At 68.3% G+C, this 20,440-nt stretch carries 19 protein-coding genes; 10 read left to right on the top strand and 9 right to left on the bottom strand.

The window, feature by feature from the left end; genetic code table 11:
* The first annotated feature begins 12 nt into the window (after positions 1–12).
* The 3 genes from ACQ7HM_RS18005 to ACQ7HM_RS17995 all read left to right on the top strand — a co-directional run bounded on the left by ACQ7HM_RS18005 (position 13) and on the right by ACQ7HM_RS17995 (position 2,762).
* The gene (locus ACQ7HM_RS18005; RefSeq protein WP_434217620.1) at positions 13–873 is read left to right on the top strand and encodes a class I SAM-dependent methyltransferase; all 861 of its coding nucleotides are present in this window, start codon (positions 13–15) and stop codon (positions 871–873) included.
* Positions 874–948: 75 nt separating this feature from the next.
* Positions 949–2,310, top strand: a complete 1,362-nt coding sequence (locus ACQ7HM_RS18000; RefSeq protein ID WP_434217619.1) for an APC family permease — start codon at positions 949–951, stop codon at positions 2,308–2,310.
* A 92-nt stretch (positions 2,311–2,402) separates the two neighbouring features.
* Positions 2,403–2,762 carry a UBP-type zinc finger domain-containing protein gene (locus ACQ7HM_RS17995; RefSeq protein ID WP_434217618.1) on the top strand — a complete coding sequence of 120 codons (360 nt, stop codon included), beginning with the start codon at positions 2,403–2,405 and terminating at the stop codon, positions 2,760–2,762.
* Between the two features lie 13 nt (positions 2,763–2,775).
* Here ACQ7HM_RS17995 and ACQ7HM_RS17990 read toward each other — a convergent pair whose 3' ends face one another.
* From ACQ7HM_RS17990 to ACQ7HM_RS17980, 3 genes are all read right to left on the bottom strand, one after another.
* On the bottom strand, positions 2,776–3,114 hold the full coding sequence (locus ACQ7HM_RS17990; protein ID WP_434217617.1) for a DUF3140 domain-containing protein: 339 nt from the start codon (positions 3,112–3,114) through the stop codon (positions 2,776–2,778).
* Positions 3,115–3,206: 92 nt separating this feature from the next.
* Positions 3,207–4,502 carry a lipase family protein gene (locus ACQ7HM_RS17985; protein ID WP_434217616.1) on the bottom strand — a complete coding sequence of 432 codons (1,296 nt, stop codon included), beginning with the start codon at positions 4,500–4,502 and terminating at the stop codon, positions 3,207–3,209.
* Positions 4,503–4,687: 185 nt separating this feature from the next.
* Positions 4,688–5,518 carry a sulfurtransferase gene (locus tag ACQ7HM_RS17980; RefSeq protein WP_434217615.1) on the bottom strand — a complete coding sequence of 277 codons (831 nt, stop codon included), beginning with the start codon at positions 5,516–5,518 and terminating at the stop codon, positions 4,688–4,690.
* A gap of 70 nt (positions 5,519–5,588) precedes the next feature.
* Here ACQ7HM_RS17980 and ACQ7HM_RS17975 point away from each other — a divergent pair, with 70 nt between their 5' ends.
* Genes ACQ7HM_RS17975 through ACQ7HM_RS17960 form a run of 4 tightly spaced genes read left to right on the top strand, consistent with a single transcriptional unit; the run spans position 5,589 to position 9,714 of the window.
* Positions 5,589–6,800: an NAD(P)/FAD-dependent oxidoreductase gene (locus ACQ7HM_RS17975; RefSeq protein ID WP_434217614.1), complete on the top strand. Its 1,212-nt coding sequence runs from the start codon at positions 5,589–5,591 to the stop codon at positions 6,798–6,800.
* 45 nt (positions 6,801–6,845) lie between these two features.
* Complete coding sequence (locus ACQ7HM_RS17970; RefSeq protein ID WP_434217613.1) at positions 6,846–7,727, top strand: DUF1295 domain-containing protein; 882 nt, start codon at positions 6,846–6,848, stop codon at positions 7,725–7,727.
* The gene (locus ACQ7HM_RS17965) at positions 7,724–8,857 is read left to right on the top strand and encodes an FAD-dependent oxidoreductase (RefSeq protein ID WP_434217612.1); all 1,134 of its coding nucleotides are present in this window, start codon (positions 7,724–7,726) and stop codon (positions 8,855–8,857) included. Before ACQ7HM_RS17970 ends, ACQ7HM_RS17965 begins: the two co-directional genes overlap by 4 nt.
* Entirely contained in the window at positions 8,854–9,714 is an 861-nt protein-coding gene (locus ACQ7HM_RS17960; RefSeq protein WP_434217611.1) for an alpha/beta fold hydrolase, read from the top strand. The genes ACQ7HM_RS17965 and ACQ7HM_RS17960 overlap by 4 nt, the downstream gene beginning before the upstream one ends.
* Positions 9,715–9,730: 16 nt before the next feature.
* Here the strand turns inward: ACQ7HM_RS17960 and ACQ7HM_RS17955 are convergent, their stop codons facing one another.
* On the bottom strand, positions 9,731–10,870 hold the full coding sequence (locus tag ACQ7HM_RS17955; RefSeq protein WP_434217610.1) for an acyl-CoA dehydrogenase family protein: 1,140 nt from the start codon (positions 10,868–10,870) through the stop codon (positions 9,731–9,733).
* 216 nt (positions 10,871–11,086) lie between these two features.
* Here ACQ7HM_RS17955 and ACQ7HM_RS17950 point away from each other — a divergent pair, with 216 nt between their 5' ends.
* Positions 11,087–12,097: an AMP-binding protein gene (locus ACQ7HM_RS17950; RefSeq protein ID WP_434217609.1), complete on the top strand. Its 1,011-nt coding sequence runs from the start codon at positions 11,087–11,089 to the stop codon at positions 12,095–12,097.
* Positions 12,098–12,127: 30 nt separating this feature from the next.
* Here ACQ7HM_RS17950 and ACQ7HM_RS17945 read toward each other — a convergent pair whose 3' ends face one another.
* Positions 12,128–12,556 (bottom strand): VOC family protein, encoded by a 429-nt coding sequence (locus ACQ7HM_RS17945; protein ID WP_434217608.1) that lies wholly within the window; start codon positions 12,554–12,556, stop codon positions 12,128–12,130.
* An 88-nt stretch (positions 12,557–12,644) separates the two neighbouring features.
* Between ACQ7HM_RS17945 and ACQ7HM_RS17940 the strand changes: the two genes are divergently transcribed.
* A complete protein-coding gene (locus ACQ7HM_RS17940; protein ID WP_434217607.1) occupies positions 12,645–13,685 on the top strand; it encodes a YncE family protein in 1,041 nt (346 codons plus the stop codon).
* 102 nt (positions 13,686–13,787) lie between these two features.
* On the opposite strand, the gene ACQ7HM_RS17935 is transcribed toward ACQ7HM_RS17940, so the two are convergent.
* The 4 genes from ACQ7HM_RS17935 to htpG all read right to left on the bottom strand — a co-directional run bounded on the left by ACQ7HM_RS17935 (position 13,788) and on the right by htpG (position 18,904).
* Entirely contained in the window at positions 13,788–14,462 is a 675-nt protein-coding gene (locus ACQ7HM_RS17935; RefSeq protein ID WP_434217606.1) for an MspA family porin, read from the bottom strand.
* A 40-nt stretch (positions 14,463–14,502) separates the two neighbouring features.
* The gene (locus tag ACQ7HM_RS17930; protein WP_434217605.1) at positions 14,503–15,195 is read right to left on the bottom strand and encodes an MspA family porin; all 693 of its coding nucleotides are present in this window, start codon (positions 15,193–15,195) and stop codon (positions 14,503–14,505) included.
* A gap of 334 nt (positions 15,196–15,529) precedes the next feature.
* Positions 15,530–16,858 (bottom strand): ammonium transporter, encoded by a 1,329-nt coding sequence (locus tag ACQ7HM_RS17925; RefSeq protein ID WP_434217604.1) that lies wholly within the window; start codon positions 16,856–16,858, stop codon positions 15,530–15,532.
* 81 nt (positions 16,859–16,939) lie between these two features.
* Positions 16,940–18,904 (bottom strand): molecular chaperone HtpG, encoded by a 1,965-nt coding sequence (gene htpG / locus ACQ7HM_RS17920; RefSeq protein WP_434217603.1) that lies wholly within the window; start codon positions 18,902–18,904, stop codon positions 16,940–16,942.
* A 185-nt stretch (positions 18,905–19,089) separates the two neighbouring features.
* Between htpG and ACQ7HM_RS17915 the strand changes: the two genes are divergently transcribed.
* On the top strand, positions 19,090–20,403 hold the full coding sequence (locus tag ACQ7HM_RS17915) for a glutamate decarboxylase (RefSeq protein ID WP_434217969.1): 1,314 nt from the start codon (positions 19,090–19,092) through the stop codon (positions 20,401–20,403).
* The last annotated feature ends 37 nt before the right edge of the window (positions 20,404–20,440 follow it).

Raw genomic sequence — 20,440 nt, 5'->3', positions numbered from 1 at the left:
TGACTCGACCTGGTGACGAGCCTAGTCCCGACCCCGTCGACCGATACCGCCGCCGTACTCCTCGACCAGTTGCGGAGGCGCAGGCATGGAGCCGTGGCCCTGCCCGGTCTGGAACCCGACTCCTACGCGCGCGACCACGCAGCGTTCGAACTGCTCTCCGACCAGCGCGGCCTGATCGCCGAACATCTCGCCGCACGGTTGGCCGGCAGGGGCGACGGCCCGATCTCGGTGCTGTCGGTGGGGTGTGGCGATGGTTCCCTCGATGTGCGGCTGGCGGCCGGGCTGGTGAGGGCGGTGCCCGGCCGTCCCGTTCGCTACGTGGGCGTCGAGCCCTGGTCCGGGAGCGCGGCCATGTTCACCGCGGAGATGGCCGCGCTCGAATACCGTGAGCTCAGTGTCGAGGTGCACGTCGCGTCCTTCGACGACGCCGTCGTCGAGGAGACCTTCGACGTCGTGGTGTTCGTGCACTCGATTTATTACGTCGCCGACGTGGGGAAAACCTTACGTGCCGCACTGGCACTGTTGCGGCCCGGCGGTGAACTCTGGGTCCTCAACGCCCCCCGTGCCGCTCTGAACGCCTTGGTCGACGTGCTCGCTCCGCCGCTCGAGGACCACCCGCAATGGTTCAGCGCCGATGTCGACGCGGCGTTCACCGACACCGGGATCGTTCTCGATGTCGTCGTCACCCTCGATGCCCTCGTCGACCTCGCCTCCTCGAGCGATGACGTCCTCGACTTCGCGGTGCAGGCCCGGCTGACCTCGGAACTGCGCGAACCCGTCCGGGCCTACCTCGATGCGGTCTCGGTGCCCGGGACAGACGGCGAGCCCCGCGTCCCCCATCCGGTCGACGTGTTCACCGCAACCCGCTTCTGAGCCGTCCGGTTCCGCGTACGGAACCCATACCCGATCCGGGGGTTGTTCCGCCCGCCCGCTGGGTACCAGCACGGGATGACCGTGCAGAACGCCGCCGATGAGGGCGGGATGACGAGGCCTATCGAGGACACCACTCCCCTACGACGGGCCATCACCGGGAAATTGTTGTTCGTCTTCATCCTCGGGGACGTCCTCGGCGCCGGGATCTATGCACTGGTCGGCGAGATCGCCGGCGACGTCGGTGGGGCGGTCTGGGTCCCGCTGGTCGTCGCCCTTTTGATGGCGTTGCTGACCGCGGCCTCCTACGCCGAACTGGTCACCACGTACCCGCGTGCCGGCGGCGCGGCAGTGTTCGCACGCAAGGCCTACCGGTCGCCACTGGTGTCGTTCATGGTCGGCTTCTGCATGCTCGCCGCCGGCGTCACCAGTGCCGCCGGTCTCGCGCTGGCCTTCGCCGGCGACTATCTCCGCGCTCTCGTCGACATACCCACCACCACCGCCGCACTCGTCTTCCTCGCCGTGGTCGCCTGCCTGAATGCACGCGGGATCCAGGAGTCACTGCGCGCCAACGTCGTCATGACCGCGGTGGAGGTGTCCGGCCTGGTGTTGGTGGTGGTGTTGGCGGGCATCGTCCTGGGACGCGGTGACGGCGACGTCGGTCGTGTGCTGGAGTTCGACGCCGACACGACACCGGCGCTCGCGGTCCTCGGGGCAGCGTTGCTCGCCTTCTACTCGTTCGTCGGTTTCGAGACGTCGGCGAACGTTGCGGAGGAGGTCCGCGATGTGCGCCGCGTCTACCCCCGAGCCCTGTTCGGCGCGCTGCTGACCGCAGGGCTCGTATACGTGCTGGTGGGACTCGCGGTGTCGATCGTGGCGCCCTCAGACCGGCTCGCCGCCTCGTCGGGGCCGTTGCTCGACGTGGTGGCCATCGCCGATGTCGGTGTGCCCGAACGACTGTTCTCCATCATCGCCCTGGTGGCCGTCGCCAACGGCGCGCTGTTGACGATGATCATGGCGTCGCGGTTGACCTTCGGTCTGGCAAGGGATGGTCTGTTGCCGTCACCGCTGGCGCGCGTGTTGCCCGGTCGCAAGACGCCGTGGGCCGCCATCGTCGCGACCACCGCCGTGGCGATGGTCCTCTCGGCCACGGGATCGGTTGCCGCACTGGCCGAGACGGTGGTGTTGCTACTGCTCTTCGTGTTCGTCAGCACCAACTTCGCGGTTCTCGTGCTGCGACGCGATCGCGAACACGACGCCGACCATTTCCGGACCCCCACGGTGTTCCCGCTACTGGCGCTGGGGACCTGCGTCGTCCTGATGACGCAACAGAGTGCCTCGACGTGGCTGCGCGGTGGAGCGCTGCTTCTGATCGGGCTCGCGTTGTACGCCGTGACCCGACTCTCACGTCGGCGACGGGATCGCGTCGCCGGACGGTGACCTCCCCGGTGACGACCACGCTCGCGATCGACCCACGCCACGTGTTGCGCTGTGGGAGAGTCGATCGTGGTTCCCACGATCAGGGAGGTCACATGAACGAGATCATCGGCATCGACTCGTCGAGCACTCCGAGCGGCGTGGGTTGCGTCGAGTGCGAGGCGCAGAACGGATGGTGGTTCCATCTGCGTCGATGCGCGCAGTGCGGCCACATCGGGTGTTGCGACGACTCTCTGGGCGCCCACGCGACGGAGCACGCGACCACCTCGGGGCATCCGGTCGTGCGGAGCTTCGAACCGGGCGAGGAATGGTTCTACGACTACACCTCCGGTGCGATGTTCACCGGCCCCGCGCTCGCGCCGCCCGATGGACATCCGCGGGAACAGACCGCGCCAGGACCGCGTGAGCGGGTGCCGTCGGATTGGCAGGAGATCCTGCGAACCCGCCGCGGCTGACGGCCGGGGGAAGTCACTTGATCGGGTCGTGGCCCCAGTTCATCAACGAGTAGCGCCACGCGGTGTCCTCGACGTCGCCTTTCGGGCGCTGTGCGCTGTGCCTGTGGACATAACCGACCACCTTGCGCATGTGAGCTGCATCGTCGTCGCTCAGATCGGCCTTCTTCGTGCGCAGGATCTCGACGATCCGCCGTCCCGACGCGTGGCCCGTGGACTCGTGCCCGGACTTGCTGTCCCCCACCGACTTCGACTCATCGGAGTCGAGGAAGTCGTCCAACTCCTTCGCGGTCATGTTCACGGCATCGTTCCACTCGTCCCACACCTCGGCGACAGCGTCTGCGGTCCCACTCATGGACACGTTCCTCCCACCTGCGATCGCCCACCGGTCGCGGGCGTCCGCGTGACGCGTACCCCCTAGGGCCCCGCCCAAACCCGTCCGCCCTGTCAGCCTCGACAGTTCGAGGGGACGGGCTTGCCCGCGAAGCGATCGGCCATCCACTCGTAGGCGGGGAAGAACCCGACGGCGGCGGCGCTGAGGTGCTCCGGCGCCGGCGTCGAGAGCTGGTAGACCTTCGTCCCGGCGCGGCAGTACCGCTTCATCGTCGCGTCGAGAGACTTCACCGAGATCAGCGGATCGGTGGGGCTGTGGAACTCGAAGACCGGCGCTTTCGCGATCTCGGGCATGCTCGCGATGCTGTTGAGCGCCAATACTTTTCGCGTCTCTGGCGCGTTGAGCATGTCGAAGTTCTTGGCCACCATTTGCGCCGACTTACCGAAGCCGACCGCGAGGATCTCGTTGGTGCACGCGTTCGCCATCTGGGCGCGGGTCTGCAGTCCCAGCCAGTTGAGGTGACTGCTGATCGGCAGCTCCTTCGGGTATTCGCGTTCGAGTCCCAACGACGCCGCCATCGCCAGCCCGAAGGCCGGGTGCGAGTTGTCGGTGCCGATGACCTCCGCCATCTGCGTGAGGTTGGTGGGAACTCCACCCCACACGCTGCCGACGATGTTCACCTCCGGCGCGTAGGTGGCCTGCAGGGTCGACGCGGCACCGGTGGCCATTCCGCCACCGGAGTACCCCGACAGCGCGAACTTCGATTTCCGCAGCCGCAGGGGTGAGAAGCGGGTGGTCGCGCGGATGCCGTCGAGCACGACCTGCCCGCTCATCCGGACCGCGGCGTACGCGGTCTTCTCACCGAGGTGATCGGGGATCGCGATGCCCCAGCCGCGGGCCAGGGCGAAATTGAACCCCCATGGGTCGACCGGCGAGGCGATCCAGTCGGTGGTCGTGTACACGCTCTGCGACGGCTGGCAGCGCATACCCATCGCGTTGATGATCATCTGGTAGGACAGCACCGGGATGTCGGCCCTGTGGTTGAAGGGCACCAGGACCATCGTCACACCAACCATCGGCTTGCCGTGGGAATTGTTGGTGCGGAACGCGATCTGCCACGCCTCCGACGGGATCGTCCGGAACGGGTTGGGTCGTTTGACCGCCCGGATGACGTCACCGGGCGCCATGGACGCGAGGTCGGCCGGATGCCGGTAGAGCGAACCCGGGTCGGACACCGAGGGACCGATGTTCGTCGGCAGAGGCGGGGTCGTCACGCCCGGGAGTGCCGGGAGCACCGGCACCGGCGGTGGAGCCGCGACCGCGGTACCCACCGTCCCGAATGCGAGGGCGCCGCCGAGCATGACGGTGAGGACGACGAACAGATGTCGTCGCCGTGGGCTGAAGAACAAGAGAGACTCCCGAATTGAGCGTGGTGGGACCGCCTCATCATGGGCCATTTCGGACACCGCCGCGCGTCGACCATGCCCCGTTCGGCCGAACGTACGATGCGGCACGGTATGGGTATGACGCATAACAACAGACGTTGAGGTCGGCGTCGTGTTCGTCGCGCCGACGAGCCGTCAGCGGCGCCGGATCACTCGCCGCGGGCCGCGGGCCGGTCGGGATCGGCGGACCACTGCGACCACGATCCCGGGTACAGCGCCGCGTCGACACCCGCGACGGCGAGCGCGGCGATCTCATGCGCGGCGGTGACGCCCGAGCCGCAGTAGACGGTCACCGCCGCCTCGGGGTCGACGCCCAGTCGCGCGAACCGATCTCGCAGTGCCGCCGGTTCGAGGAATCGTCCCGACGCGTCGAGGTTCGCCGCGGTGGGCGCGCTGACCGCACCGGGTATGTGTCCGGCGCGGGGGTCGATGGGCTCGGTCTCGCCACGGAACCGTTCGGGCGCCCGGGCGTCGAGGAGTGTCCCACCGATGTCGGCGATCTCATCGATGTCGACCGTCGGCATGTTCCCGGGCGAGACGACGAGATCCCCCGGCGCGGAGGGTGTCTCCGAGCCCGCAGCAAGAGCGCCACCGGCGTCGCGCCACGCGCCCAGTCCTCCGTCGAGGATGAGGACCCGACTGTGACCCGCCCAGCGCAGCAGCCACCACAGTCGCGCCGCCGCCATGCCCCCGGTGTCGTCGTAGACGACCACCGAGGACTCCGCGCCGACACCCCAGGACCGCGCCGCCCGGCCGAAGGCATCGGCGTCCGGCAACGGATGACGCCCCGCCCCGGCCGACGGCTCGGCGGCCAGCTCGGTGTGGAGGTCCACATAGATCGCACCGGGGACATGGGCTCGGCGGTAGTGCTCCTCGCCATGCGGATCACCGAGTTGCCAGCGCACGTCGAGGACCACCGGGGCATCGGTGTCGGCCAGTCGGGCGGCGAGCTCGCGCGCCGAGATGAGCACATCGGTCATGAGATCGTCCGATCACGAGAGGGCGATGGACCCCGGGGGGCCGGGACATTCGGGCGTACAACGGAACGTAATGCATCCACATGGCCTCACGCCCGATCGTTCCTTCGACGTCATCGTGATCGGAGGCGGCAACGCGGGTGTCGCCACCGCGGCCCGGCTGTGTCGCCGCGGGATCACCGACGTCGCGGTCATCGAACCGCAACGTGTCCACACCTACCGTCCCCTACTGTCCTACGTCGGCTCCGGTCAGGCGTCGCTCGCCTCCGCCGAGCGCACCCAGCGATCGGTCACCCCCGGTGACGCCACCTGGATCGACGAGACCGTGGAATCGATCGATGCCGACGCCCACACCGTCCGGTGCGCCTCGGGACGCCTGGTCACCTACCGCGACCTCGTGGTGGCGACGGGACTCGTCCCCGACGACGAGGCGCTCCCCGGTGTCGCCGATGCGCTGGCCACCCCGACGGTGGGCAGCAACTACGTCGACGCGGCCGAGCAGACCCGGGATGCTGTCCGCGGGATGCACGCGGGTGGCCACGCGGTGTTCACCGTCCCGCGGCCTCCGGTCAGCTGCACCGGCACCACCATCAAACCGCTGTTCCTCGCCGCCGGCGTGTGGCGCCGTCGCGGAATCCTCAACGACGTCGACATCACCCTCGTCGTCGACCGCGACGGACTCGTCGGGGTGCCCCGACTCGACGCGCGTCTCGAACGACACCTCGCCGACCTCGGCGTGAACGTCCTCCGTCGCACCGCCGTGACCGCTCTCGACCCCGGTCACCGATCCCTCGTCGCCACCGGTCCCGACGGGGAGCCGACCACCCTGCACTACGACATGCTCCACCTCGTCCCTCCGTTCCGGGGGGTTCCCCTGGTGGCGGCGTCGGGGCTCGCCGGCGACCACACCACCGGTGTCGTCGACATCGACCCGACGACGTTCCGTCACACGAGCCACCCGACGGTGTGGGGCCTCGGCGACGGTGCCGCGATCGACACCGATCCCTCCGGTGGCGCTCTGCGTCAGCAGTCGAAGATCCTGGTCGACAACATGATCGCGGCCCGCTCCGGTCGGTCACTCACCCGATACGACGGGTACACCGTCGCGCCCATCCCGGTCGACATGCACCAACTCATCGCCGCCGAGTTCGACCGGACGGGCGAGATCACGTCGTCGCTGCCGTCGTTCCTCGATCCCCTCGCGGCGCGGCGCTCGGCCTGGGCGTTCGACCGGTACGGGCTTCCCCTCGTCTACTGGTACGGGATCCTCAAGGGGCTCCTGTAGCGAACACGTCGGATCGCCCGGGACGAACTGGCACCATCGGAGACCGTGAGCAGAACAGATTCGTTCCTCAGGGTCGGCGTCGCGTACGCCATCGCCATCGCCGTCGCACTCGCGTGGGTGGTGTTCGGGCCGCGGACCGAGCACCTGTGGCTCGACGCACTCGTCGCCGACGTCCTCGCGACCCTGGTCGTCTTCGCCTTCAGTCGGTTCTACGGGAACTCGAGCTTCTACGACGCGTTCTGGAGCGTCATACCGCCGCTGCTGACGATCTTCTGGTGGGCACGCGGAGACGTCGGGGCCGACAGTGTGGTCGCGTGGCTGGTGACCGTCGTCGTGATCGTGTGGGCGGTACGTCTCACCGTGAACTGGGCGCGCGGCTTCCCCGGGCTGCACCACGAGGACTGGCGGTACGGCAATCTTCGTGACGGCGCCGGCCGCTGGGAGTTCGTGGTCGATCTCGTCGCCATCCACCTCATCCCCACGGGCCAGGTGTTCCTCGGGATGCTGCCGGTCTACGTGGCGGTGACGCGTCCCGACGACGCACTCCCCTGGCTCGTGCTCGCGGCCACCGTGGTCGGCTTCGGCGCGGTGACGCTCGAGTACGTCGCCGACGAACAACTACGGCGCTTCATGGCGACCAAGCAGCCCGGCCAGACGATGGACCGCGGCCTGTGGGCGTGGTCGAGGCACCCGAACTACTTCGGCGAGTTCAGTTTCTGGGTGGCGTTGGCGTTGTTCGGCGTGGCCGTGTCACCCGGGGACGCGTGGTGGTTGGTCATCGGCGCGATCGCGATGCTCGCGATGTTCCTGGGTGCGAGCATCCCGATGATGGAAGCGCGCAGTCTCGAGAGCCGCGCGTCCTACCAGGACGTCGTCGATCGGGTGTCGCAGTTCGTCCCGCGTCCCCCACGGAGGGTCGCCACATGAACACCCCCCGGGTGATCGTCGCCGGTCTGGGCGACAGCGGACTGCTGACCGCGATCCACCTCGCCAAACATGCCGACGTCATCGGTGTCTCCTCGAAACCCGGCCTGGTCAGCGGGCAGGAGCTGGGATCGCGGCTGAGCCGACCCGAGGAGTGGTCGCGCAACTACTCGCTCGACTTCGGGCAGTACCGGGGGCTCGACACCGTGCGCACCGTGCACGCGTCGCTCATCGCCACCGATCTCGACGCGAAGACCGTCACCTGGGTGGAGAACGGCGAGCCGGTCACCGAGACCTTCGACGCGCTGGTGATCTCGACCGGTGTGACCAACGGGTTCTGGCGGTCGCCGGACCTGCAGTCCGCCGAGGAGGTCGCCGCCGACCTCACGTCGCACCACGAACGGGTCGCCCGCGCGGCGCGGGTGATGGTCGTCGGCGGTGGTGCGGCGGCCGTGAGCACCGCGGCCAACATCGCCCTGCGATGGCCGGACAAGCGCGTAGATCTGTACTTTTCCGGCGAACGCGCGCTCCCCCAGCATCATCCGCGGACGTGGAAGACCGTGCGACGGCGCCTCCTCGAGGCCGGCGTCACCCTCCACCCCGGGCACCGCGCGGTCGTGCCACCCGATTTCGACTGCGACCGGATCACCTCCGGCGCGGTGCGCTGGCAGACCGAACAGGCCACCTCCACGGCCGACGCGATCATCTGGGCCATCGGTCGGGTCCGGCCGAACACCGGGTGGTTGCCGTCGGACGTGCTCGACGCCGACGGCTTCGTCCGCGTCAACCGCTACCTGCAACTGCCCGACCATCCCGAGGTCTTCGCCGTCGGCGACGTCGCGGCGAGCGATCCGCTGCGCGGGTCCGCGCGCAACCGGGCCGACAAACTCGTCGCCCGCAACGTGATGGGCGTGCTGGACGGCCGCCGCCCGCACAGTTATCACCCGCGGCGTCGGCGGTGGGGGTCGGTGCTCGGCGTGCAACCCGACGGGCTGCAGGTCTTCGCCCCGAACGGACGAGCGACCCGGATACCGCGCTGGTCCACCGACAAGGTGCTGCAACCGCTCGTGGTCCGCCGCGGCATCTACGGCGGTGTCCGCGACACCCCGCGATCGTCGGGTCAGCCGTCGTGACCCCGCCGCCCGACGTCACCATCCGCGAGGTCACGACCGGCGGCGTGGTTCTCCCCGTCGAACACAGCGGTCCCACCGACGGCGTACCCGTCGTACTGCTGCACGGATGGCCGCAGAACGCGCGCGGCTGGGACAGGGTGGTGCCGATACTCCACGACGCCGGTTTCACGACCGTCGTGCCATCCCTGCGCGGGGCCGCGGTCGGCGCGACACCCCGCTCACGCCTGTGCTATCGACCCCACCTGCTCTGTGCCGACGTGGAGGCGATCATCGCCGACGTCGGCGCACCGGTACATCTCGTCGGCCACGACTGGGGCGCCGCACTCGCCTGGACCGTGGCGTGCCGTCGGCCCGATCTGCTGACCACCGTCACGGCGGTGTCGGTGCCGCACCCCGCGACCTTCGCGCGGGCCCTGTCGCACAGCCGACAGATCCTGAGCTCGTGGTACATGCTCGTGTTCCAGCTACCGGTGATCCCCGAGCTGATCCTGTCTCGCCGGAACATGTTGGCCCGCTTTCTCATCCGGTCCGGTCAGACCCCGGAGCTCGCCGCCCGTGACGCCCGCGCGGCCGCAGCGCCGGGAGTGCTCCATGGCGGCATCAACTGGTATCGCGGGTTCATCCTGTCCCGCGAGGCCGCCCCCGCCACGACCACCGTTCCCGTGCTGCAGGTCTGGAGCGACGGCGACATCGCGATTCGCCGCTCCACGGTGGAGGCGACGTCACGTCACGCGGTCGGCGGGTTCGAGTTCCTCGCCGTCACCAGGGTCAGTCACTGGATTCCCGACGAGAGGCCCGACGAGCTGGCGCAGGCGATCATCCGCCACGCCGACCGCACGCACCCCACCCCGACCTGACCGTTCGAAGGGGGATTCAGCGTGCGAGCGAGCGGCTGATCACCAGGCGTTGGATCTGGTTGGTGCCCTCGAAGATCTGGGTGATCTTCGCGTCGCGCATGTACCGCTCCACCCGATAGTCACGCGTGTAGCCGTAGCCGCCGAACACCTGCACCGCGTCGGTGGTCACCTTCATGGCCGCGTCGGTGGCGACGAGCTTGGCCACCGAGGCGTTGCGCGAATACGGCAGACCGGCGTCGCGTCGCCGTGCGGCGTCGAGGTAGGTCGCCCTCGCGGAATCGACCGCGGCGGCCATGTCGGCGAGCAGGAACCCCAGGCCCTGGTGATCGATGATCTTGCGGCCGAACGCCCGGCGCTCCTGGGCGTAGTCGACGGCGTCGTCGAGTGCGGCCTGCGCGATCCCCACGGCGATCGCCGCGATACCGAGTCGACCGGAATCGAGCGCGCTGAACGCGATCGGCAGCCCCTGTCCCTCCTCCCCGATCCGTCGCGACCCCTCGACGACGGCGTTGTCGTAGAAGGCCGACGTGGTCGGGATCGCGTGGAGACCGAGCTTCTCCTCGGGCTTGCCGAACGAGAGCCCCGGCGTGTCCTTCGCGACGAGGAAACACGTGACGCCCTTCGATCCCTCGCCGGTGCGCGCGAAGAGGTTGTAGAAGTCGGCGACCCCGCCGTGCGTGATCCACGCCTTCGACCCGTTGATCACATAGTCGTCGCCCTGCGCGGTCGCCCGACAGGCCAGCGCAGCCGCATCCGAACCCGCCTGCGCCTCGGACAGGCTGTAGGCGCCGATCGTGCGTCCACTGAGCATCTCGGCCAGCCAGCGTTGTCTCTGCTCGTCGGTGCCGTACACACTGAGCGGGAACGAGGCGAGGCCGTGCACGCTGGTGGCGACGGCGACCGACGCCCAGGAGATCGCGAGCTCCTCGAGGACCTGGAGGTAGACCTCGTACGGCTGGCCACCCCCACCCCACTCCTCGGGGTACGGCAGGCTCAGCAGGCCCGCCTCTCCCAGCGTCGCGAACACGCCGTCGGGGTACTTCTCGGCGCGCTCGTACTCGTCGACGATGGGGTCGAGCACGCGACCGGCGATGTCTCGCGTGAGCCCGATCAGCTCCCGCGCCTCATCCGACGGCAACAGACGATCGACGGCCACAGCGCCTCCTCCGTACACATAAGTGCACCTACGTTTCGGTTGACCCGATCACATCACGGACGCGCACGCATTGACAACGCGCTGTTCGACGAGCCGTCGAACCTGTCCGATGAACAGGGACGACACGGCTCTCGGCGCAGCTGCGGGCGGGGCGCCGACGCGCGACGCTCCGCCGACGACACCCTCGCATTCGACCTCGACCTCTGCCACCCTCGGATGTCAGTGAGGACGTCATCCATCCGGGGGAGGGAGGCAGACGTGATCACGTCGAATGATGGCTCATGGGCACCCGTGGGGCCACGGGGCCGGCCGGGATCGGTGGCCATCAGCGCGTCGGGGGTGCGCACCACCTACGCCGACCTGGCCGCACGCGTGACCGCTCTGCGCAACGCGTTCACCCAGGTGGGGGTGCGAAGAGGCGATCGGATCGCCTATCTCGGCCCCACCACAACCCACGCCATCGAGACGTTCTACGCGTCACTGGCGCTCGGAGCCAGCCACGTTCCTCTCGATCCGGACATGTCACCGGTCATGATCACGACCATCGCCGAGGACACGTCGATGATCGCGGTGGTCGTCGATCCTGCGCATCACGACCACATCGCCTTGTTGAGCCGCCGCCAGATCGTGTTGACCTCCGGCCCCATCCCGGTCGCACTCTGCGAGCCGCTCGACTACGAAGCGTTCCTGGCCACGGGCACCGTCCACGGTCACGAACGCAGTCCCTCGCCCGGGGATCCGGGTGTCCTCATGCCCGCGCACCCGACGGGCGCGGCTCCGGTGGCCTTCGACCACGGCATGGTCGCCCACAACGTGAGCGAGATGGCCACCATGCTCGACATCGACGAACGAGACTCGATCCTGGTCGCCACACACGCGCACACCCACCCGTGGTCGGGCTGGTTGGGCGCTGCGGCACTGTCGCGCGGGGCGCACCTGCTGATCACCGGGTCCACGTCGGTGGCGGGTGTGCTCGACGATCTCATCGACGGCCGGTCCGCGGTGACGGCGCTTCGGGCCGACACCCTGCGGGCGATGACGGCCTGCAGCAGGTGGGCGTCGCCCGGATGGGTCGGGCCACGCCGGATCCTGTGTGTCGATCACCCCGACGAGCACCTGGTGCGGGCCTGGAGCGAGCGTGGCACCGAACTCGTCGACGTCACCCGCGGGATGCCCTCTCCGGTGGCCGCGCTCGACGATCCGCCGCTGCGCGGTGTGGCCTGCTGACACGACCACACCGCACAGCGAACAGCCGGCTCAGGAGTTCGGCGCGGAGACCTCGAGCGCGATGTTGTCGGGATCGCGGAACTCGAGGATCGCGATCCCGGCGTCGCCGAGATCCTTGATCGGCTCGTGCTCGATGCCCAGCGAGTCGAGATGGGCACTCGCGTCGTTCAGGTCGGCCAGGGACGCGACCGAGAAGCTCACGTGGTCGAGGCCGGACCGGTCCTCGGTGAACGAGTCGTCACCGGGTGCGACGGGGCGCAGACCGAGAAGGCCCCCACCGAACTGGTAGATCACTCCGCCGTACAGGAACGCCAACTGCTCGCGGGTCTGCTCGTCGGCGCCCTCGGGCACCTCGAAGGCGACGTCGAAACCGAACACGTCGTCATAGAACTTCCGTGACACGGCGATGTCGCGGACGGTGAGCCGAACGTGGTGGTAGTCGGTTGCGGCGATCGTCATGCTGATTCCCCTTCTCCTGCGGCCCAATAGCCGCGTTGCCATGTGTGCATCTGCCCCACGCACGACACTACGCGTGCACACTGAACCGATGAGGTCTGTCGTTCTTACCGCCACCGCAGCCGTATCCGTCGTCCTGATCGCCGCGTGCGGGTCGGACACGCCGACCGATCGGGCCGCTCCGTCGAGCACCCCGGTGGCCGCCGAGCCCGCCGTGGCGCCCGCCCCGACGACACCGCCGATCGGTACGACCCTGGAGGTCGGCAACGAGCCCGAGGGCGTCGTGATCGGCACGGCGGGGATCGCCGCGGTCGGCGTGCGTCGACCCGACGGACTCACCCTCGTCGACGTGCGGGCGGGGCGCGTGATCCGCACCGTCGAGACGCGGGGCGCACCACGACATCTGGAAGTCGCCGGCCCGAACGGTCCGGTGATCGTGCCACTGGAGACGAGCAACACGGTGACCGAGATGTCGTTCGACGGCACCTTCGGTCCGATCGCCACCGGTGTCGGCGATCTCCCCCACGATGCGGTCCGTACCTCCGACGGAACACTCGTGGGCACCAACGAGCACGGGGGCGGCGCGCTGTTCCTGCGTGACGGCAAGGTGGTGAAGTCGCTTCCCGCCGGCCCCCCGCAGCCCGGCGGCGTCGCGGCCGTCGGGCGATACGCCGCGATGGCCGATGTCCAGGGCAACGGCGTCTTCGTCTACGACGGGACCACCATGACCGAGGTCGCGCAGAAGAAGATCGGCACCCGCCTGACCCACGCACACGCACTCGGCGGCGGGCTCGTCGCCTTCGCCGACACCGACGGTGGGGCGGTGCTCGTCGAACGGATCACCCCGCAGGTGGTCGACGTCTCGCGTATCGACGCCCCGGGCAAGCCCTACGGGCTCAGCTACGACGATCGCACCAAGACGCTGCTGGTGACCCTCGGTTCCACGAACACCCTGCGCCTCGTCGACATGTCGGATCCGTCGAGACCCCGTGTCCGCGGCGACGTGCCCACGGTGCAGCAACCCAATTCGGTGGCCATGGACCCGGTCACCGGGATCGTGGCGGTCACCGGGAGCGCGCCGGGTGCCGCGAGTTCGCTGCAGCTGATCCCCGCCGATCTGCTCCCCCGCTGACGCTTCTCGTCGTCTCCCCGACGGCGTTCCGACACGACGACGACACCCCCGCCACCGGGAACCGGTGACGGGGGTGTCGTTGTCAGACTGCGATGGCGCAGATCAGCCGATGCTGAACGGCCGTCCGTAGGTGGAGATCTGCTTGTCGACGTTCGACGTGCGGATACGGATCTGGGCGTAGGAACGCGCCTGGGCGTATCCCGCGCACCCGGTGAGCTGCAGCTGCTCGTTGGTGTAGCTGTTCGAGGCCTTCTTGGTCTCGTAATCGACGTTCTGCGTCTGCTGCTGGCTGCCGAAGTCGTCGGCCTTCTCGACGTTGTTCACGTAGTACACCGCGGCCTGGCCCGGCCCGAGGGTCAGGGTCTGGGTGGCACCGGCGCCCTGGGTGGCGGCGCTGGTGACGGTGTTCTGCGACGACGTGCCCGTGGTGCCGCTGTTGGCGCCGGTGATCGACACCTGGCAACCGACGATGTAGCCGGCCGCGATGCGGATCTTCGCCTTCTTGCTGGTGGTGACCGTGTACTTGGCCGACACCTGCGCGGCGCGGTGCAGCGGTGTGCCACCGAGCGAGGGCGCGACGACCGCGTTCTCGTTGGTGCGCACGATGGTCACCTTGGTGCCGTCGGGCAGCGTCTGCACGTCGGTCTGCGACGGCAGCTTGATGAAGACGTCGGCGTTCGCGGTGCCCTGGGAGAGCAGAGCGGCCGCGACCGCGATGACGGCGCTGGTGCCGGCGACGCCGACCGCCCGCCGGGAGGACTTGGTGGAGGTGTTCATCGAATCCCTTTGTGTCTGTGTGCGAGTCATGGAGGTCAGGTCAGCCGATGGAGAAGGGCTTGCCGTACAGGGTCACCTTCTGGTGGTCGTCACCGGTGGTCTCGACCACCGAGTACGAGCGGGCCTGGGCGTAGCCGCCGCAGCCCTGGACCTGCAGCTGCGCGCGGTCGTAGGACAGGTAGTAGGTGCCGGCCTTCTCGATGTTCTTGTAGTTGAGGAGGACGAAGCTCACCTGGCCGGGAACCAGCGGCAGGGCGAACGAGCCGTTGAGTCCGAGGGTCGGCGCGGCGCCGCCGATGCCACCGAGGTTGGCACCGCCACCGAGGGTGAGGCCACCGATACCGACCTGGCATCCGACGATGTAGCCGGCCGACAGGGTCGCCGACGCGCCGTTGGTCTCGACACCGTTGGTGCCGGGCAGCGCGGTCTCGCCCGCGGGGCCGCGGTTGGGGCCGGCCTTCTTGGCCTTGAGCTTCGGGGCGTACAGGGTGATGTCGGCGGAGACCCAGGCGTTGCGGCCGGCGCCGTTGGCCGCCAGCGACGGCGAGACCTGGACCGACTCACCGCTGCGGGTGATCAGCAGGTTGTCGCCACGGGCCGCACCGTTGGGGAGCTTCTGGAAGGTGTCGGCGCTCGCGGCGCCCTGCGACATCAGGCCGACGGCGGTGGCACCGACCACGGCCATCGTCCCCAGCGATGCAGCTCGCCGCAATGCGGTGGAGTTCTTGCTCATCTGTTCCTCTTTCGGGCGATCAGGACCCCGAGCACGCTCGGGACATCTGCGTCTGACATGACTGGATTGACGACACCCACGTGGCGCGTCGATCGGGGTGAAGCCTGATCGAGTCAGGAGAACATCCGGTGAACACACACCACGGTTTCGATGACATGACAGCGCCGTGGACGTGAATGCCCACGAGATCTCGTCACGGAAACGGTCAAACCGTAATCTCAAGTGTCGCTAATGATTTCGGCCACATAACGGAGGGGTCGAGTTCACCCGCCGTTGGCTGGACATCGTCACGGACAGCAGGGTCAGTTGGTGGAGATCAGGCCAGAACGGCCGTCTAGATGTCGAGGCGCCCGCCCCGCGAGGCCGCGAGATCGTAGGCGGTCTCGGCGTGTTCGGCGTCGTCGATGCCGTCGAGTTCGTCCTGCGGCTCGGCGCGCACGCCGATGGTGGCCCGCAGCCCCAGCCCGATGAGGGCGGTGACGACCATGGCGTAGGCGCCCACCGCGAGGACGGCCACGACCTGTCGCCAGAGTTGATCGACGCCACCGCCGTAGAACAGCCCGTCGACACCTGCCGGTGCCGCGCTGCTGGCGACGAGTCCGATCATCACGGTGCCCACGACCCCGGCGACGAGGTGGACGCCGACGACGTCGAGCGAATCGTCGTAGCCGAGGCGGTATTTGAGCTCGATCGCCAGGGAGCTGACCGCCCCGGCGACGATGCCGATCGCGATGGCCCCGATGGGTGTCACCGACGCGCACGACGGGGTGATCGCCACCAGTCCCGCGACGACGCCGGACGCGGCACCGAACGAGGTCGGCTTGCCGTGTCGGATGCGTTCCACGACCAGCCAGCTCAGCAGCGAGACCGCACCCGCGCCGAGGGTGTTCACCAGGGCCATGGCCGCGGTCCCGTCGGCGGCCAGCGCCGAACCGGCGTTGAACCCGAACCAGCCCAACCACAGCAGTCCGGCTCCGAGCATGACCGCCGGAAGATTGTGGGGCCGCATCGGATCGCGTGGCCACCCGCGGCGCTTGCCGACGATGAGTGCCAGTACCAGTGCCGACGCACCGGAGTTGACCTCGACGGCGGTGCCACCCGCGAAGTCGATGGCCCCCAGCCGATTCGCGATCCAGCCGCCCGACTCCGCCGCCAGGCCGTCGATGGCGAACACCCAGTGCGCCACCGGGAAATAGACGAGCGTCGCCCAGAGTGCGGCGAAGGCCAGCCAGGCGACGAACTTCATCCGGTCGGCCACCGCACCGGCGATCAGCGCGACGGTCACCATCGCGAAACCGGCCTGGAACATCACGAACACCAGCGCGGGAATGGTTCCCACGAGCGGGATCGACGCCCCGGCCGGGTCGCCGGCGGAGTAGTTGCCGCCGAAGAGTCCGTCCAGCCCGGCGAACTGGGTGGGATCGCCGATCACACCGCCGATGTCGTCGCCGAAGGCCAACGAGTACCCGAAGAGCAACCACAGCACCCACACGACGCCGACGGCCGACATGCACATCATCATCATGTTCAGCACGCTCTTCGCGCGCACCATGCCGCCGTAGAAGAACGCCAGCGCGGGCGTCATCACCAGCACGAGTGCCGCACTGACCATGACCCACGCGGTATTGGCCGCGTCGGGGGTACCGACGATCGGGTACGACACTGGCGAGCTCCTCTGCTACTCGACCCGCGACCGGTCGATTCGGGGCGAGAGCAAAGTTAGCAGTGCGTCGTCACCCGCCCGTCACACCGTCTGGGCCAACCGCTCGGCGAGCAGCTTCGCGAACCTCGCCGGATCGTTCAGTTCGCTGCCCTCGGCGATCACCGCCATCCCGTACAGCAGGTGCGCGGTGTCGACGAGGGACTGGTCGTCGCCCTTCTCCGCCCGAGCCTTCTGCAGTGCGACGACGAGCGGATGGTCGGGGTTGAGCTCGAGGATGCGCTTGCTCGGCGGCAGGATCTGGCCGGAGGCGCGGTAGAGCTTCTCCATCTGCGGCGAGAAACTGAAGGTGTCGCCGACCAGGCACGCGGGAGAATCGGTCAGTCGGGTCGACAGCCGGGTCTCCTTGACGTTCTCGTCGAGAGTCGTGGTCAGCCAGGCCGTCAGATCCGCGAAGGTCTTGTCGCGTTCGGCCTTCTCCGCCTCGGCCTCCTTCTTCTCGTCGTCGGATTTCCCGGCGTCGTCGTCGAGGTCGACCTCGCCCTTGGCGATCGACCGCAACGGCTTGCCGTCGAACTCGGGAACCGATCCGACCCACATCTCGTCGACAGGATCGCCGAGGAGGAGCACCTCGATGCCCCGGGCCCGGAACGCCTCCATGTGCGGCGAGTTCTCCATGGCCTGACGGGTCTCACCGGTGATGTAGTAGATCTCCGACTGTCCGGGCTTCATCCGGGTGACGTAATCGGAGAGGCTGGTGAGCTTCTCGGGATCGTTCGTCGAGGCGAACGACGAGATCTTCAGCAGCGCATCACGATTGTCCTGATCGGAGAGCAGGCCCTCCTTGAGCGCTCGACCGAACTGCGCCCACAGGGTGTCGTAGTCGTCGGGGCGCGAGGACTTGATGTCGGAGATCGTCGACAGCACCTTCTTGGTGAGTCGACGACGGATCGCCCGGATCTGCCGGTCCTGCTGCAGGATCTCGCGGGAGACGTTGAGCGACAGGTCGGCCGCGTCGACGACGCCCTTCACGAACCGCAGGTACTCCGGCATCAGTTCTTCGCAGTCGTCCATGATGAAGACCCGCTTCACGTACAGCGAGATACCCCCCGAACGCTCACGCATGAACAGGTCGAACGGCGCCTGAGACGGGATGAACAGCAGCGCTTGGTATTCGAAGGTGCCCTCGGCCTTGAGCGAGATGGTCTCGAGCGGGTCGTCCCACGCGTGGCTGACGTGACGGTAGAACTCGGTGTATTCCTCCTCGGTCACCTCGTCCTTCGACCGTGCCCACAGCGCCTTCATCGAGTTGAGCGTCTCGGTGGTGACGACGGTCCGCTCGGTCGGTTCGGCGGTGTCGTCCTCCCCCTCGGGTTCGACCTTCTCGGTCCGCTCGACATCCATCCGGATCGGCCAGGCGATGAAGTCGGAGTAGCGCTTGACGAGCTCGCGGATCTTCGACTCGGAGGTGTAGTCGAAGAGGTGGTCGTCGGTGTCGGCGGGCTTGAGCTCGAGGGTGACCGACGTCCCCTGCGGCGCGTCGGCGACGGTCTCGATGGTGTAGGTGCCCTCGCCCGACGAACGCCAACGCGTGCCCTCGGACTCCCCCGCCTTGCGGGTCAGCAGTGTGACGGTGTCGGCGACCATGAAGGTCGAATAGAAACCGATGCCGAACTGGCCGATGAGGTCGGCCGAGGCGGCCGAGTCCTGGGCGTCGGCGAGCTTCTTGCGCAGCTCGGCCGTCCCCGACCGCGCCAGGGTGCCGATGAGCCCGACGACGTCCTCGCGCGACATGCCGATGCCGTTGTCGCGGATGGTCAGGGTGCGCGCATCGGTGTCGCGCTCGATGGTGATGTGCAGATCGGAGGTGTCGACCTGGAGGTCTTTGTCCGTGAACGCCTGCAGGCGCAGCTTGTCGAGGGCGTCGGAGGCGTTGGACACCAGCTCGCGCAGGAAGCTGTCCTTGTTGGAGTAGACGGAGTGGACCATCAGGTCGAGCAGCTGGCGCGTCTCGGCCTGGAATTCGCGTTCTTCGACAGGTGTGCTCATGGCGGTGATTTTAGCGAGGGTGATTTCAGCGATTGGTTCGGATCGACCTGGAACGACCCGGATACCGCAGACGCGTCGTGTATGCCGGTGTCATGGCTGACACCACAGAACCCTCACACCGTCACCCCGCGGCGGGGACGCCGGTCGACACCCACCTGGCCCCGGCGTACACCGGACGCCTGTCGATGCAACGGGTACCGGCCCTGCGAATGCCCGAGGACTCGATGGATCCCGACGCCGCGTACCGGTTCATCCACGACGAGATGATGTTCGACGGCGCGTCGCGGATGAACCTGGCCACCTTCGTCACGACGTGGATGGATCCCCAGGCCGAGCGATTGATGGCCGAGACGTTCGACAAGAACATGATCGACAAGGACGAGTACCCGGCGACATCGGCGATCGAGTCGCGGTGTGTGTCGATGGTCGCCGACCTGTTCCATGCGCCCGACCTCGACCCGGCCGACCCGTCGAGCGCCGTCGGTGTGAGCACCATCGGGTCGAGCGAGGCGGTGATGCTCGCCGGGCTCGCCCTGAAATGGCGCTGGCGCGCCCGCGGCGCCGGCAGCGGCACGCCCAACCTGGTCCTCGGGTCGAACGTGCAGGTGGTGTGGGAGAAGTTCTGTCGCTACTTCGACGTCGAGGCGAAGTACCTGCCGGTCGAGCGTGGTCGGTACGTGATCACCCCCGAGCAGGTCACCGAGGCGGTCGACGAGAACACGATCGGTGTCGTCGCGATCCTCGGCACCACGTTCACCGGTGAGCTCGAGCCGGTGGCCGAGATCGTCGCGGCGCTCGATGCCCTCGCCGACTCCGGCGGCCCGGACGTACCGGTGCACGTCGACGCGGCCAGCGGCGGATTCGTCGTGCCGTTCCTCGATCCCGACCTCGAATGGGACTTCCGTCTCCCCCGCGTGAAGTCGATCAACGCCAGCGGCCACAAGTACGGGCTCACCTATCCCGGCATCGGCTTCGCGGTGTGGCGGACGGCGGAGGATCTGCCCTCCGACCTCGTGTTCCACGTCAACTATCTCGGCGGGGACATGCCGACGTTCACGCTGAACTTCTCGCGTCCGGGCAACCAGGTCATCGGCCAGTACTACAACTTCCTGCGCCTCGGGTTCGCCGGCTACCGGTCGATCATGGCGTGCCTGTCGGAGACCGCACAGTGGCTGGCCCACGAGATCGACGCGATGGACGAGTTCTCGGTGGTGACCGACGGCAGGGCGATACCGGTGATCGCGTTCGAGATGTCCGGCGACCACGGCTTCACCGTGTTCGACGTGTCCCGTGCACTCGCCGCGTTCGGCTGGCAGGTCCCCGCCTACACGATGCCCGACGACGCCACCGACGTCGCGGTGCTGCGCATCGTTGTCCGAGAGGGCTTCTCGGCCGACATGGCCCGCCACCTCGCCGACAACCTCCGCACCGCCGTCGCCGGCCTCACCCAGGTGCGGGCCACAGGCGAGCTGCCGCAGCGGAAGCATTTCGCGCACTGACTACGCTGGCGTGGGCAACGTCGACGACGGTAGGAGG

The sequence above is a fragment of the Williamsia sp. MIQD14 genome (assembly GCF_051025635.1).
Classification (GTDB): domain Bacteria; phylum Actinomycetota; class Actinomycetes; order Mycobacteriales; family Mycobacteriaceae; genus Williamsia_A.
Note: the sequence above shows the minus strand (reverse complement) of the source record. Positions and strands in the feature narration are given on the sequence as shown.